Below are 14,000 nucleotides of genomic sequence, written 5' to 3'. Positions count from 1 at the left end.
CCTTTTTCGACAATTGAAGAGGAGATTTATAGAGCGGTTCGGAAACGAGATATAAAAAGGAAGGAAAGGAAGTAGTACGAACTTGTGTAGCTTCCCGGAAACTGTCTGTTACCGACATAAGTGCTAACCGTGTCTACACGACGGCTATTGCAGTTTCGAGAGCAGAACGAGAGAACTTGGCACGAGATCAAGCTCGCACTGTTGCAGCTCACGCCAGTCGATTTAGAAGCCTATGTGAAGGAGTATAATTAAAAGGATAATTAAAAGGACACCCATTTTGTTTGACATCTTCCCCACCCCAAGCTGAGCTTCTTCTCGACACCGAAACCACAGAGGGTCCATCATGACTGCCCCCTGCTCCGTTCTTGTCTCCCTTGAGGACACCCCTTGGTATCACTGCGTATGCCGCTGTGTACGCCGTGCCTTCTTGTGTGGTGAGGACCCGTTCTCAGGCCTGAATTTCGACCACCGTCGCGGCTGGATCGTCGAACGCATGCAGCAGCTTGCTAGTCTGTTCGCCATTGATGTAGCCGCCTACGCGGTGATGAGTAATCACTATCACCTTGTGGTACGTATCGACCGGGAACGAGCCTTGGGGTGGTCGGTAGAAGAGGTGTTGAGGCGCTGGACGGCGCTCTTCACCGGGCCCTTGTTGGTGACACGTTACCTCTCGGCGTCACGGGCAGAGATGAGTCAAGCAGAGGTTGCCAAGGTTGAAGAACTTGCCAAGGTCTATCGGGGGCGGTTGCACGATTTGTCCTGGTTCATGCGCACTCTCAACGAGCACATCGCCCGCCGGGCCAATGCGGAGGATGTGGTGAAGAGGCGATTTTGGGAGGGTCGTTTCAAGAGCCAGGCGTTGCTCGATGAGAGGGCGTTACTGGCTGTGACCTAAAAAAGGACACCCACTTTGTTTGACATCTTCCCCACCCCAAGTTAAGCTTCTTCTCGACACCGAAACAACAGAGGGCCCACGATGACTGCTCCTCGTTCCGTTCTCGTCTCGCTTGAAGACACCCCTTGGTATCACTGCGTATGCCGTTGCGTGCGTCGTGCCTTCCTGTGTGGGGAGGATCAACTCTCAGGTATGAATTTCGACCACCGCCGCGGCTGGATTGTCGAGCGTATCCAGCAGCTTACCTCCCTGTTCGCCATCGATGTGGCCGCCTACGCGGTGATGAGTAATCACTATCACCTTGTGGTGCGCATCGACCGGGAACGGGCCTTGGAATGGTCGATAGAGGAAGTGCTGCGGCGCTGGACGGCGCTCTTCACGGGACCCTTGCTGGTGAACCGTTATCTTTCGGACTCACGAGCAGAGATGACCCAGGCGGAGGTCGCCGAGGTCGAGGCACTTGCCGAGGTCTACCGAGGGCGGTTGCACGATTTGTCCTGGCTCATGCGTACTCTCAACGAGCACATCGCCCGCCGGGCCAATGCCGAGGATAGGGTGAAGGGGCGGTTTTGGGAGGGTCGCTTCAAGAGCCAGGCGTTGCTCGATGAGAGGGCGTTACTGGCGGCGATGGCCTATGTGGATCTGAATCCGGTGCGGGCGGGGCTGGCCGAGACGCCGGAGACCTCGGACTACACTTCGATTCAGGAGCGGGTCGTCGGATTGCCGGAAGAAATCGGGTCCGAAGCCGGCTCGCAGGAGACCGCAACCGTCACAGCGCCTGAAGTAACGCTCGATGGGGAGCGGTTACGGCCGGAAACCGAGACGCAAGTCTTGCCCCAGGCTCCGCTGATGCCCTTTGATGCCACCGCACGGACCCCCTGGGCGGTGCCGTTTGCCTTCGATGATTACCTGGAGCTGGTCGATTGGACGGGCCAGGCGTTACGTGAGGATAAGTCTGGATACATCGAAGCACGAGAACCCAAGATCTTCACGCGCTTGGGCATCAATGGGGAGCAGTTTACCGGCTATTCCGAACGTCTTCTTAAGGCGTTTGGAACGGCGGTCGGCGCACCGGCATCACTCGTGAATCTCTGTGCCCGGCGTCAGGCCAAGTATCTGCGTGGCATCCAGGCTGCGCGAGCGGTGTTTGTAGCCAAACAGGCGGCGTGATGGGGTTGAGTCAGATTGCGAATCGTCTTTACCGATGCCCGCCGTCGCCGACCTTTCATCATCGATGCGGTCGTTGTCTTACCCGATCACCTTCACGCGGTGTGGCCCTTGCCTTTGGGGGCTGACGGTTTCTCCACCTGTTGGCACGACATCGAGGCACAGTTCTCGGCCCGGATTCCGAAAGTTGTAAAGGAATTGGGTCTGGAATGACCGATGCGGCGGGATGCGCTGCGCTTTCCCGCCCTACGGTCCTGATCGTGTAGAACGGTACAGCCTGCCTCGATATCGGACAGCCCTTTCTCGATCTCCTGCTTCACATGCACCTTGTATATACTGTTTGCGTAAGGTCGAGAGGTAGGAACAGGAACGGATAATCGCGAAGGAAGGCTCCGGTTCCTTAGCAGCTAAAGAAGGGCGGTGTTACTACTGCTACAATCTCCCGTAAGCATGAGGTTTCACGATGGCAACCGAGACACCGGATACCACTGAACAGCTATATGCCGAAATTGAACGTACACCGAAGCGTTATCGCCCGCTGTTGTTGCGCTTGGTCCACTCGTTTCGTGAGGGCATAGAAGAGGATGAGCCGTGGCCTACGGCAGCTGAGAGCTTCCGAGAAGGACTAGGTGACGCTAAGGCCAGGCGTATACAGCCGATCAGTACCCTGTGGGATGGTATCGATGCAGACTAGCGGATATGGCGCTACAGTACACTGAAGCGTTCAAGCGCCAGCTCAGACGCTTGAGCCGGAAATACAGGCGTATTCGTCATGACATTACACCTGTCTTTGAGCAACTGGATTCAGGCGAATATCCAGGCGATCAGATCTCCGGTACGGGCTATACGCTTTACAAGGTGCGGGCACCTAATCGTGATGCCCAACGTGGTACCAGCGGCGGTTATCGAATCATCTACTATCTTCAAACAGAGGATGATGTCTTGCTGGTAGCCATTTACTCAAAGATAGAGCAGTCGGATATCAGTGCTGATGAGATCAGGAAGATCATGCAAGAAGAGCGCGCGTAGGGCGGGAAAGCGCAGTGCATCCCGCCTTTAGAATCAAGGCTCCTTTGCAAGGCAATGCCATTAAGTTAGCTGTTGGCCGCTTGTCGTGGTGGGTTAGAATACGAAAGAGAAAACTACGAATCGCACAGCGATTTCCGATCCCCCGCGGCTGGAGGATCTCGGCGATGCACTCCTCTCCTGCCCCGACGGGACCGCTTGGCTGCGCGTCCTGCGTCAGGCGCGGTCCACGCCGACCGCCGGCGACGGGGGCCTATAACCAACACTGAAAATCGTTCGATGATCCAATACGTGTCTTGGCCTTGGAGCCTCCTGATGTGCGGAATCGCTTTATGTGCCTTCGCAGATTCCGGTCGCGCCGAGGATCGAGTGGAACAGGGAAGAATCGCCTTTGTTGCGTTTGTGGGTGAGAACTGGAACCTGTTCGAGCTGGATATGGCGAGCCGGAAACCGGTACAGCTCACCGCGACAGGTATCGATGAGCTTACGCCGGCACTCTCCCCGGACGGCTCGCAAGTAGCCTACGCCAACAGCCATGGCGAACTTTGGTTGGCGGATCTGCCTCCAGGAAAGACGGAGAGGTTGCCCCTCCCCGCCGGGCAATATGCCGCACCGGTTTGGTCTCCTGATGGCAAATCGTTGCTTTACGTGGCCTACGACCTATCGGAGAAGGAGGAAAACGCCGAGATCAGGCGCTATTCGTTGGAGACCGGGAAGATCGAGCCGGTCGTCATGCAGCGAGGGGTCCAGGATTCGCCAGCGCTATCGCCGCAGGGCAGCAGTCTTGCCTATTCTTCCACCACGACCATTACGGTTCCCGGCATGGGGACAAGCCTGCTGAGGCAACTCTGGCTCGTATCTTTGGTGGACGGTACCGCGCGAACCCCGTTGCCGACCCGCGGTGAGGATACGGAACCGGCTTGGTCCCCGGACGGAAAACACATCGTCTTCTCATCCAACCGCTCCGGTCGGACGGATCTCTGGTTGATCCGTGCCGATGGCAGCGGCCTGAGGCGGCTCACGGACACACCAGAAGCGGAGATGCACCCAGCCTGGTCGCCGGATGGAAAGAGGGTACTCTATGTCGCGGTGAAGCAAGGCCGGATGGACCTGGAGCTGGTCGATGTCGGCACGGGGCAGGTAGAAGAGCTGCGGCCGTTCGGAGAAAAATGGGTGGGTATCCGTGATCCGCATTGGAGATAAGCTGGTGATTCTAAAGTGGCAAAGAATGCCGACCGTCGGGTGGTTCGTCTGGCTCATCGCTCTGTGGTCGATCGCTTCGGTGTGCCTGGCGCAGCAGTCACCAGACATAAGCCCTTCCCAGAGTCTGGCTATTTTTAATGTCACCCTCTCCAAAAGCTCCTTTGATCCCTCTCGGGGACAAGCGGTCGAGCTGAACTATCGGCTGTCCCGGAGCGCCAAGGTCACTGTCAAGATCTTCGACCCCGACCGTGAATTGATCCGGGTCTTGAGCAAGGATGTTGAACAGAGCCAGGGGCCACACAAGCTGGCGTGGGATGGCAAGGACCTGGACGCTAGGGTCGTACCCAACGAGGCGTACTTCTTCACCATCGAGGCAGAAGACGCAACCGGTTCCCAGATTGTCTACGACCCGATCACCTTCAGCGGCGGTGAGCCATTCGAGATCACCGAGGGGCGCATTGACCGCGAAGGGGGAACCCTGTCTTACCGATTGTCAAAGCCCTCCCGAGTCAGCGTGCGGGCCGGCGTGGCGAGCAGTGCCCTCTTGAGAACGCTGGTGGATTGGGAGCCACGGATCGCCGGAACCATCACCGAATACTGGAACGGCAAGGACCGGGATAATCTCATCAACCTTTGGGACCTGGAGGATCACAAGATCGTCATCAGCTACTTCACGTTGCCGGAGACCAGCGTCATCGCCTATGGCAACAGTACCCTTGATTACCGCACCTACAAGCACGGATTGAGCACTGCGAGGCCCAAGAAGGCAGATCGACCCATGGTCAACCGGCGGCGAGTCTCTCCGCATTTCCTGGCATCACGCCTCCAGGACCGGGAGCTCGCGGCCACTTTGAGCTTTCCTGAATTTGACAAATCCGAAGAGAAGGCCGTCCCGGAGGTCAAGGACGCCGTCGTCGTTCGCATCGATGTTCCGAGCCAAGAAGACCGGGAGATACTACTTGGCCAAAGATTCGAGATCATACTCTTTATCGATACGGTCTATTACGCGGAAGAGGAGCGCGGTTACATTCCTTTCAACTATCCGCTGGACGTGAGCGGGGTACCGGAGGGTGAGCACGTACTCACCGTGAATATCATCACACCCAAGAACCAGTTCGCGATCGCGAGCCGCAAGCTGAAAGTGGTTAAGCAGCCGTGATGAGGCTGTTCTTGAGGTCGGGTCAGGCGCCCGACTAGAATTCGGTAGTGGTAAATTTTCAAGACGAAACAATGTCTGACACTTCCTTATCGCTGTTATATGAGCAAGACGCCTACACCTGGGCCTTGCGGAATGCGGAGCTGATTCGTGCCCACCGCTTCAGCGAAGTGGACTGGGAGCATGTTGCCGAGGAGATCGAAGCGGTGGGGAAAAGCGAATGGCGAGAACTCGAAAGTCGGTTGATTGTCCTCTTGGCTCATCTGCTGAAATGGCAATACCAGGCCAAGGGGCGCGGAAGGAGCTGGCAGGCGACCATCAAGGAGCAGCGTTACCGCATCCGTCGGGTGCTGGAGTCCAATCCGGGCTTGAAGTCGTATCTCGATACGATCCTCCGGGATGCTTTTACTACGGCGGTACTCGTAGCTACCAGGGAAACCAATCTGGACGAATCGACTTTTCCTGAGGTATGTCCATTCGGCTTTGAAACGATCATAGATAGCGATTTTTGGCCGGAGTGACTTATCGAGCCCGCGTAGCGGGAAAGCGCAGCGCATCCCGCCTTCAGCGCTTTCGCGGGAAAGAGCGGTCTGATCGGACGGCTTCGAGGCTTGCCGCCATCGCCAATATTAACGCGGTGAGCAGTTGCGGCGAGGAGTTGGAGACGAACAACCGGACCAGATTATCCTTCATCTTGGAGAACGCATGGGTGAACTTCACCCGATAGGCCTGCTTACGGTCTCGGTAGAGACGATCGGCGATCGCGTGAGCGATCCAGGAGAGGACTGCAGTCAGGTTGAGCGCGAAGAGTTTGGGGTAGAAATCCTGCTTCACAACCTGGGCGCTGAGGCCGGAGAAATTCTCGATTTCGAGCCAGCACTTCTCGCGTTTATAGCCCTCTTGCACGCCCCAACGCAGGTGGTAGAGGTGCTTAAACCAGGTACTGAGATAGGCGGCTTCATCAAGTAATGAAGTCGCAAGGACCTCGGTCTCGCCGTTTTTGAGTTTCACGCGGATCAAGCGCAAGGGAATCGGATCGGGCGCCAACCCATACACCTGACATTGCCGGCGTGCGTGGGGGCCTGGTGTGAACAGCACAGCCTCACTTTTTTTGCCGCCGGCCAGGAAGTCGCTGACCTCGTGGGAAAAATCCAACGGCATGCGGGCACCGAAGTGACGGTGTTCCTGGCGGTGCAAGGCAAATAGCCAGAAGGCCGGATAGCCACGGTCATACAAGATCAGATCGTTGGCCCGCGTCGCGGCCAGATGCTCACCGGCGAGTACGCGCTCGCCGACTTGGCGGGATTCGAAATCGGCCGCGATCACCAGGTTGTTGAGGACATCATACAGCCGCGAGAACCGGGCCAGTGGAACCGCGCTCCCCTCAGGTGGAGCCCCGAAGGTTGCCATTACATCATCGGTGTGAGGCAAACGTGCCGTCGAGCCATCGACTGCCAACAAGCGTAAGTCATGCCACAGACGCGCAGAGAAGTCGCGTTCGAAGCCTTCCAGCAAGGGTCGGTTGAGTGCCATCAGGGCGCGAGGGTCAAGCTTCAAGCGCGCTTGGCAAAAGGCCGAAGAGGACACGCCATCGGCCAGTGGTTGATCGAGTTCGTCGCCGATACTGCCCTTGCGCAGGTTCAACAGCATGGACACCAGATGAGGCAGCGGAAGCGCGCGTTGGCGGGTGAAATCCTCGGGATGGATGCGGGCGAGGTCGGCAAATTCCGCGGAGTACAAGAAATCTTTTAGGGGGGTATAAATATTCTCAAACCTGACTGATTAACTTGGTTTCTACTTCGGTAAGTTGGACCGGCTTTGGTCTGAGAACCATGGTTGACTCCTCATCGTGCTGGTCGAAGATAGGGAATAGTTTAACAAATACAGAACGTTAGGTGTTAACTTAATGGCATTGAGTTAATAGGAGACTGAGATTATGGCACAAATAGACGAGGCTCCGACCACCGATGAGATTATTCGAGAAGTCAGGGCCACCAAGGAAACCCTGGCGCGATCCGTGGATTACGACATCCAGCGTATTTTGAAGGACGCGCGCAGGCGGCAACGATCAAACGGCAGAAAAATCATAGCTGCACCTATTCATTCTCACCTTCCCGACGAACGCCTTGAACGCGGATGCTAATCATGAAACTCCCCTATGGCATCGCCGATTTCTATGCCCTGATTACGGAAGGCTATTTTTACGCCGATCGTACGGACCGTATCGCCTTCATCGAAGAAGCGGGTAAGCATCTGCTATTCCTGCGTCCGCGCCGGTTCGGCAAGAGCTTGGTGCTCTCGATGCTGGAAAACTATTACGATGTAGCAAAAAGCGACGAATTCGAACGGCTGTTCGGACATCTGGAGATTGGCCGGAACCCCACACCGCTGCACAACCGCTATCTCGTGATGCGCTGGGATTTCTCCGCGGTGATGACCCATGGGGACACCGAGGCCATCGGGCGAGCCTTGTATAACCATATCAATGCCTGCGTGCGAAGTTTCATCACGCACTATCATGACATTTTGCCCCAGACGGTCGAGATCCATCCCGACGATGCCCTGTCATCCTTTCAATCCACCATCGACGCCGTAAACCGAACGCCCTACAACTTCTATTTGTTCATCGACGAATACGACAACTTCGCCAACGAGGTCATGGCCGCGCAACTGAATGGCGGACAGGACCGCTACGCGACGCTGGTCCATGGCGAGGGGATACTGAAAACGGTATTCAAGACGATCAAATTCCTGGGCAGTGGGCAGGGTCTGGATCGGGTATTCATCATCGGGGTGTCGCCGGTGGTCATGAGCGATATCAGCAGCGGTTACAACGTCGTCAAAAACATTTCCCTGCGTCCCGAATACCATGATCTGTGCGGTTTCCATGAAAGCGAGGTGGCCGGTGCGCTGGAAAAAATCGGCGAGGAATGCGGATTGGCGGAGGCCCAGGTGGCGGAGGCCCTTGTCATGATGCGCACCTTCTACAATGGCTACCGCTTCGGCTACGGGGACGGCCCCCTGCTGTACAACCCCACCCTGGCCCTGTATTTCTTCGATGAATACAGCCGTGATTGCGCCTATCCGCGGGCCATTCTCGACAGCAATTTGGCCATGGATCGCAACCGCATCGAGTACATCGCGGCGCTCCCCCACGGCGACGAACTGGTTACCAGGGCGCTCGATCCCACCAATCCGCCCTTAATCGGCGAGTTGGCCGACCGTTTCGGCGTCGAGGACATGCTGAAGGCCACTAAAGACCAACCCTTCCTGGCCTCCTTGATGTATTACTTAGGGATTTTGACCATCACCCATCGGGATGCCATGGGTCGATTGACGCTGGACATACCGAATCTGGTGATCCGGCGTCTGTATGTGGAACGTATCCGGGACGCCACGCTGCCGGAATACGAGGATCGCGAAACGTCCCGCAGTGCCGCGGAACACTTCTACACCAGCGGCGACCTCGAGCCCCTGTGCGCGTTCATCGAGAATCGCTACTTCCAGGTATTCGACAATCGGGACTATCGCTGGAGCAACGAGCTGGTAGTCAAAACCGCGTTCCTGGTCATCCTCTTCTCCGACACCTTCTATATCATGGACTCGGAGACGGCCATCGATACGGGCTATGCGGATCTGAGCATGATCGTCCGGCCCGACATGCGCCGGTATCAGCTGCTGGATCACCTGCTGGAATTCAAATACGTACCGCTGAAGGCGCTGAACATGAGCAGCGAGGAAATCAAATCAAAAAGCCGCGAGGAGTTGCGGACGCTGCCACAGGTCGAGGCCAAACTGGCAGAGGCATCGGAACAGCTGGCCCGCTACCGCGCCACGCTGGAGGCGGTCTACGGCGAAAAGTTGCGCCTGGCCACCTACGCGGTGGTGGCCCTCGGGCTTACGCGGCTGGTTTGGGAATGATTCGGTACGGAGCAAAATTATTCATGAAACTCCCCTACGGTATCGCCGATTTCCATAAGCTCATCACGCAAGGCTACTTCTACGCCGATCGCACGGATTGCATTGCGTCTCTGGAGCAGGCCGGCGACCATCTGCTGTTTCTGCGCCCGCGCCGGTTCGGCAAGAGTCTGGTGCTGTCGATGCTGGAAAATTATTATGACGTGGCAAAAAGCGATGAATTCGAACGGCTGTTCGGGCAGCTGGCGATCGGCCGGAATCCCACGCCGCGACGCAACCAGTACTTCGTCATGCGCTGGGATTTCTCCGCGGTGATGACCCAGGGGAATACCGAGGCCATCAAGCAGGCATTGCACGATCACATCAACGTTTGTGTGCAAGGTTTCCTTGGCCGCTACCGGGAACGCCTCCCCCAGGTGTCTTTCGTCAATCCCGATAATGCCCTCGCCTCTTTTCACGCCGTCGTCGACGCGGTGGGCCGGACGCCTTATAAGCTCTATTTGTTTATCGACGAATACGACAACTTCGCCAACGAGGTCATGGCCGCGCAACTGAATGGCGGACAGGACCGGTACGCAACCCTGGTTCACGGCGAAGGGATCCTCAAAACGGTATTCAAGACCATTAAATCCCTGGCCAGCGGTCAGGGTCTCGACAAGGTATTCATCATCGGCGTTTCTCCGGTAGTGATGAGCGACATCAGCAGCGGCTATAACGTGGCGCGCGATGTCTCCTTCCTTCCTAAATACCGTGATCTGTGCGGTTTTCACGAAAGCGAAGTGGCAAACACCCTGGAGAAAATCGGCGCGGAATGCAATTTACCCGAATCCCAGGTGCAGGAGGCCCTTTCCACCATGCGTACCTTTTACAATGGATACCGTTTCGGCTATGAAGATGGACCGCTTCTCTACAATCCCACCCTGGCGCTGTATTTTCTCCAGAACTACCAGGAAGAATGTACCTATCCACGGGAAATCCTGGACGATAATCTGGCCATGGATCGGAACCGTATCGAATACATTGCCTGTTTACCCCATGGTCAGGAATTGGTGGCCAAGGCCCTGGATGCCACCGAACCGCTTCTGATCGGACAACTGGCGAGGCGTTTCGGCGTGCATGACATGCTGACGGCCGCCAAGGATCGTGCTTTCCTGGCTTCCCTGATGTATTACCTGGGTATTTTGACCATCGACGGCAGGGACGGCATGGGGGATTTGGCGCTGCGTATCCCCAACCTGGTGATCCGGCGTCTGTATGTGGAACGCATCTGGGACGCTCTGTTACCGGGATATGAGGACCGGGAGACAGCGCACCGGGCCACCAGGCGCTTCTATGGCAGCGGCGACCTCGAACTCCTGTGCGATTTCATCGAAAATCGCTATTTCCAGGTGTTTGACAACCGAGATTACCGCTGGAGTAACGAACTGGTGGTAAAGACCGCGTTCCTGGTGATCCTCTTTTCCGACACCTTCTATATCATGGACTCGGAGACGGCCATCGACACAGGTTATGCCGATCTCAGCATGATCGTCCGACCCGACATGCGCCAGTATCAACTGCTGGATCACCTGCTGGAATTCAAATACGTACCGCTGAAAGCGCTGAACATGAGCAGCGAGGAAATCAAATCGAAAAGCCGCGAGGAATTGCGGGCGCTGCCGCAGGTCAAGGACAAATTGACCGAAGCCTCGGAACAGCTGGCCCGCTACCGCGCCATGCTGGAACAGACCTACGGCGAAAAGCTGCGTCTTACCACCCACGCGGTGGCGGCCCTCGGGCTTACGCGGTTGGTTTGGGAATGATTCGGCATGGATAATCCGAATCGGTAGTGTTTTAACTTCGTTGTTTCTAATGTACTGAGCACCTTGAAAGATCCTATATTGACAGAGAGGTACCCATCATTGATGGGCACGTGGCGCTTAGTGCATCCGATCAAGCCGTCGTGGCCTGAAAACTTCCGTGGCATAACCGAACCTTGAAATCACCCTGATCGGCGCTTGCTTTGCCCATCCTACGGGCTGTTGCCAACGCTTAACTCAATGGCATTGGAGGAATTCTTGCCCGTAGCTGGTCCGCAGTTGGCGATGCACTCGTAGTTGATCAAGTCCTTGATGTCGTTGTGAAACAGGGTCAGGCCTGCGGACAGACGGTCCGTATCGCAGCGCTCCCCAGCTCGATGTCAGTCACCAAGTGGAAACGACCTGGTAGCGCTCGCACAGATCCGCGTAAAGCTCCACCAGCTGCCTCACCGTGGCCTCGCCGGCCTGCCAGTATTCCTTGCGGACCGCCTCCAGCATGCGCTCGGCGATCTAGGCCAGGGCCTGGGGATTGCTGGATTCGAGCCAGTTGCGCACCCCCAGCTCCAGGCTGTCGTTCACATAGACACCGACGAAGCCCTGCCATTGGTCGTCCCGCACTACCTCCGGCTTCATACGACCGATGCGATCCGCCGAAAGCGTCGTCCAAACGGTGTAGGTGTGAATCGGCCCAGAACCGGAACGGATGGAAACCAGCGAGGGCGGGTATGGCGATCACCTTCCAGCTCCGTCGCATCCTTCCCTCGAACATTGTCCCGGTTGTTGCTGCCGCTACGGGGGGACGCAAATTTCGGACGCGGGAGGTCGAGGTCGTCGGCGTCTCGGTGGACTCCCATTACACGCACAACGCCTGGCGCAACACGCCCGTCGAGCGCGGCGGTATCGGTCCGGTTCGCTACCCGCTAGTGGCCGACCTAACGCACGGTATCTGTAGGTCTTACGGCGTGGAAACGCCGGCGGGCGATGTTGCACTGCGTGGCTCTTTCCTCATCGACCGTTCCGGCGTGGTCCGACACCAGGTGGTCAACGACTTGCCGCTCGGACGGGATATCGACGAGATGCTGCGCATGGTGGACGCCCTGCAGTTCCACGAGACTCATGGTGACGTCTGTCCCGCGGGCTGGCGCACGGGCCAGTCCGGAATGAAGGACACGAGTGAAGGTGTGTCCCGTTATCTGGCTGAGCATGCCGCAGCGCTCTGAAGAGAGACTCTAATGCCTACAGCAGCGGAGGCGCCCTTGGCATGCCGTCTTCCAATCTTCTAATTCGTTAAATAGGCCTCTATAGATGCCTGATCGACTTGCGTGAGCAACCGCCCCTCAGGGCACAAGTCAACAACGAGGAGACGTCCATCATGAAGCGCAGGCTGCTTCCGCTTCTACTCGCCCTGATCGCAGGGACCACGACCTTTTCCGGAACGGCCGATGTTCGGGTCGATGAGCTCAACCTCTATTCGTACCGTCAGCCCTTCCTGATCCAGCCTCTGATGGATGCGTTCACGGAAGAGACAGGCACCAAGGTCAACCTTGTCTATGCCAAGCAAGGCATGCTGGAACGCATCAAGGCGGAAGGGCCAAATACACCGGCTGATCTGGTGCTCACGGTCGATATCGGGCGCTTGAACGATATGCCGGAATAAAGTTCGCGTTCCGTCGCAGCAAGGCTAGTGAGCAGATCCAGCGGTATGGATCTGGGAACTTGTCGGAAATATTACCCTTACTGTTACCCCCATTTAAGGGTAATTACCCTCTCTTTCTCCAGCTGGCTCCGGGGCCTCGCCCTCGGCACTCCACGACTCCCGCCGATTGCTGTTCCCGCAGTACCCGCCGCACCATATCCCGGCTGACACCGGGGCAGGTGTGCTCCAGCTCCTTCAAGGTGAAGCTTCCGGCTGCCCTAGCCGCCAGTTGCTCGATTCCCCTGAGCACCTGCTCGCGCTTGGCTCCCCGCGGCTCCCTGATTTTCCCCACCCGTTCGGCGAATTCTCGATAGGCCGCTTTCATAATCGACAACACGAAGTTTATGTAGGGCCAAGGGTCGTTTTCGCCCTCGTGCCAACCCTTGGAGCTCCGCTCCAGGGTCTCGTAATAGCGTTCCTTGTTCTGCTCTACCAACCGCTCCAGGCTCACGAAGCGGCCCACGTCATAGCCAAGCCGGTAGCTCTGCAGCAACCACAGTAGGCGCGATACCCGTCCGTTACCATCGCGGAAGGGGTGGATGCACAGAAAATCCAGGTTGAAAGCGGCCAGCGTGATTAAGGGATGCACCCAGGCCTCGTCAAGACAGCGCTGCCAATCAGCCAGGAGCAGCACCATGCGCTCAGGAGTCTCTGCGGCCGGCACCGTCCGAAAACGGACCCGCTCCCGGCCGTCCGGATAGCGTTCGAGGATGTCGGCGTCCTTCTCCTTGTAGTGCCCGGCATCCCAAATCTCCCCGCGAGCCATTGTGTGCAGGCGCTTGATCGTAACCTCGTCCAGAGGAATCCTCTCCGCCTCCTCGTGAATCCAGGTCAAGGTATCACGATAGCCGCGGACCTCTTCCTCGTCCCGGTCCCGGAACAAGGGTTTGGTTACCGTCCAGAGCTCGCGCAGCCGCTCCGGCGCCACCGACACCCCTTCGATGCGGTTGGATGAGATCGCACTCTCGATCAGGGCGTGTGCCCGTAGTACCTCCAATCGCTGGGGCGACTGGCGGGTGTACAGAGTCTGCATGCCCCGAAATTCACCCAGGTCGGCGAGATACCAGGCCGCGGATGGGTGAACAGGTACGGTGGCCGAGGCGAATAGGCGGAGGCTGGTCATATGGCCGTTCCGATTTC

15 protein-coding genes and 1 pseudogene are annotated in these 14,000 nt (G+C 57.2%); 13 read left to right on the top strand and 3 right to left on the bottom strand.

Going from position 1 to position 14,000, the window contains the following annotated elements:
- Positions 1–343 precede the first annotated feature (343 nt).
- The 8 genes and pseudogenes from E1958_RS00245 to E1958_RS00210 all read left to right on the top strand — a co-directional run.
- A pseudogene (locus E1958_RS00245) lies at positions 344–886 on the top strand (transposase); the annotation flags it as partial.
- Positions 887–976: 90 nt separating this feature from the next.
- Positions 977–2,065: a transposase gene (locus E1958_RS00240; protein WP_133510084.1), complete on the top strand. Its 1,089-nt coding sequence runs from the start codon at positions 977–979 to the stop codon at positions 2,063–2,065.
- A gap of 15 nt (positions 2,066–2,080) precedes the next feature.
- Positions 2,081–2,275, top strand: a complete 195-nt coding sequence (locus E1958_RS00235) for a hypothetical protein (RefSeq protein ID WP_089725802.1) — start codon at positions 2,081–2,083, stop codon at positions 2,273–2,275.
- A 250-nt stretch (positions 2,276–2,525) separates the two neighbouring features.
- Positions 2,526–2,756 (top strand): hypothetical protein, encoded by a 231-nt coding sequence (locus E1958_RS00230; protein WP_089725800.1) that lies wholly within the window; start codon positions 2,526–2,528, stop codon positions 2,754–2,756.
- 5 nt (positions 2,757–2,761) lie between these two features.
- On the top strand, positions 2,762–3,091 hold the full coding sequence (locus E1958_RS00225; RefSeq protein ID WP_089725798.1) for a type II toxin-antitoxin system RelE/ParE family toxin: 330 nt from the start codon (positions 2,762–2,764) through the stop codon (positions 3,089–3,091).
- Between the two features lie 312 nt (positions 3,092–3,403).
- Entirely contained in the window at positions 3,404–4,291 is an 888-nt protein-coding gene (locus E1958_RS00220; RefSeq protein WP_165742345.1) for a TolB family protein, read from the top strand.
- Between the two features lie 4 nt (positions 4,292–4,295).
- Entirely contained in the window at positions 4,296–5,450 is a 1,155-nt protein-coding gene (locus E1958_RS00215) for a FlgD immunoglobulin-like domain containing protein (protein WP_133510082.1), read from the top strand.
- 71 nt (positions 5,451–5,521) lie between these two features.
- Entirely contained in the window at positions 5,522–5,968 is a 447-nt protein-coding gene (locus E1958_RS00210; protein WP_133510081.1) for a DUF29 domain-containing protein, read from the top strand.
- A 43-nt stretch (positions 5,969–6,011) separates the two neighbouring features.
- On the opposite strand, the gene E1958_RS00205 is transcribed toward E1958_RS00210, so the two are convergent.
- Positions 6,012–7,187, bottom strand: a complete 1,176-nt coding sequence (locus E1958_RS00205; RefSeq protein ID WP_133510080.1) for an IS4 family transposase — start codon at positions 7,185–7,187, stop codon at positions 6,012–6,014.
- Between the two features lie 196 nt (positions 7,188–7,383).
- On the opposite strand from E1958_RS00205, the gene E1958_RS00200 reads away from it, so the two are divergent.
- The 3 genes from E1958_RS00200 to E1958_RS00190 are packed head-to-tail and all read left to right on the top strand — an operon-like array spanning position 7,384 to position 11,167.
- Positions 7,384–7,590, top strand: a complete 207-nt coding sequence (locus tag E1958_RS00200) for a hypothetical protein (protein WP_089726609.1) — start codon at positions 7,384–7,386, stop codon at positions 7,588–7,590.
- Between the two features lie 2 nt (positions 7,591–7,592).
- A complete protein-coding gene (locus E1958_RS00195; RefSeq protein ID WP_133510079.1) occupies positions 7,593–9,368 on the top strand; it encodes an AAA family ATPase in 1,776 nt (591 codons plus the stop codon).
- Between the two features lie 23 nt (positions 9,369–9,391).
- Entirely contained in the window at positions 9,392–11,167 is a 1,776-nt protein-coding gene (locus E1958_RS00190; RefSeq protein ID WP_133510078.1) for an AAA family ATPase, read from the top strand.
- A 507-nt stretch (positions 11,168–11,674) separates the two neighbouring features.
- On the opposite strand, the gene E1958_RS20725 is transcribed toward E1958_RS00190, so the two are convergent.
- On the bottom strand, positions 11,675–11,797 hold the full coding sequence (locus tag E1958_RS20725) for a cobaltochelatase subunit CobN (protein WP_207787763.1): 123 nt from the start codon (positions 11,795–11,797) through the stop codon (positions 11,675–11,677).
- A 92-nt stretch (positions 11,798–11,889) separates the two neighbouring features.
- Between E1958_RS20725 and E1958_RS00185 the strand changes: the two genes are divergently transcribed.
- Complete coding sequence (locus E1958_RS00185) at positions 11,890–12,384, top strand: peroxiredoxin (protein WP_133510077.1); 495 nt, start codon at positions 11,890–11,892, stop codon at positions 12,382–12,384.
- A gap of 152 nt (positions 12,385–12,536) precedes the next feature.
- The gene (locus E1958_RS00180) at positions 12,537–12,821 is read left to right on the top strand and encodes a type 2 periplasmic-binding domain-containing protein (protein ID WP_133510076.1); all 285 of its coding nucleotides are present in this window, start codon (positions 12,537–12,539) and stop codon (positions 12,819–12,821) included.
- 103 nt (positions 12,822–12,924) lie between these two features.
- Here the strand turns inward: E1958_RS00180 and E1958_RS00175 are convergent, their stop codons facing one another.
- The gene (locus tag E1958_RS00175; protein WP_133510075.1) at positions 12,925–13,983 is read right to left on the bottom strand and encodes a Fic family protein; all 1,059 of its coding nucleotides are present in this window, start codon (positions 13,981–13,983) and stop codon (positions 12,925–12,927) included.
- Positions 13,984–14,000: the final 17 nt, after the last annotated feature.

The organism is Candidatus Thiosymbion oneisti (assembly GCF_004359955.1).
Classification (GTDB): domain Bacteria; phylum Pseudomonadota; class Gammaproteobacteria; order Chromatiales; family Chromatiaceae; genus Thiosymbion; species Thiosymbion oneisti.
This window is presented reverse-complemented; position numbering and strand designations above follow the sequence as displayed.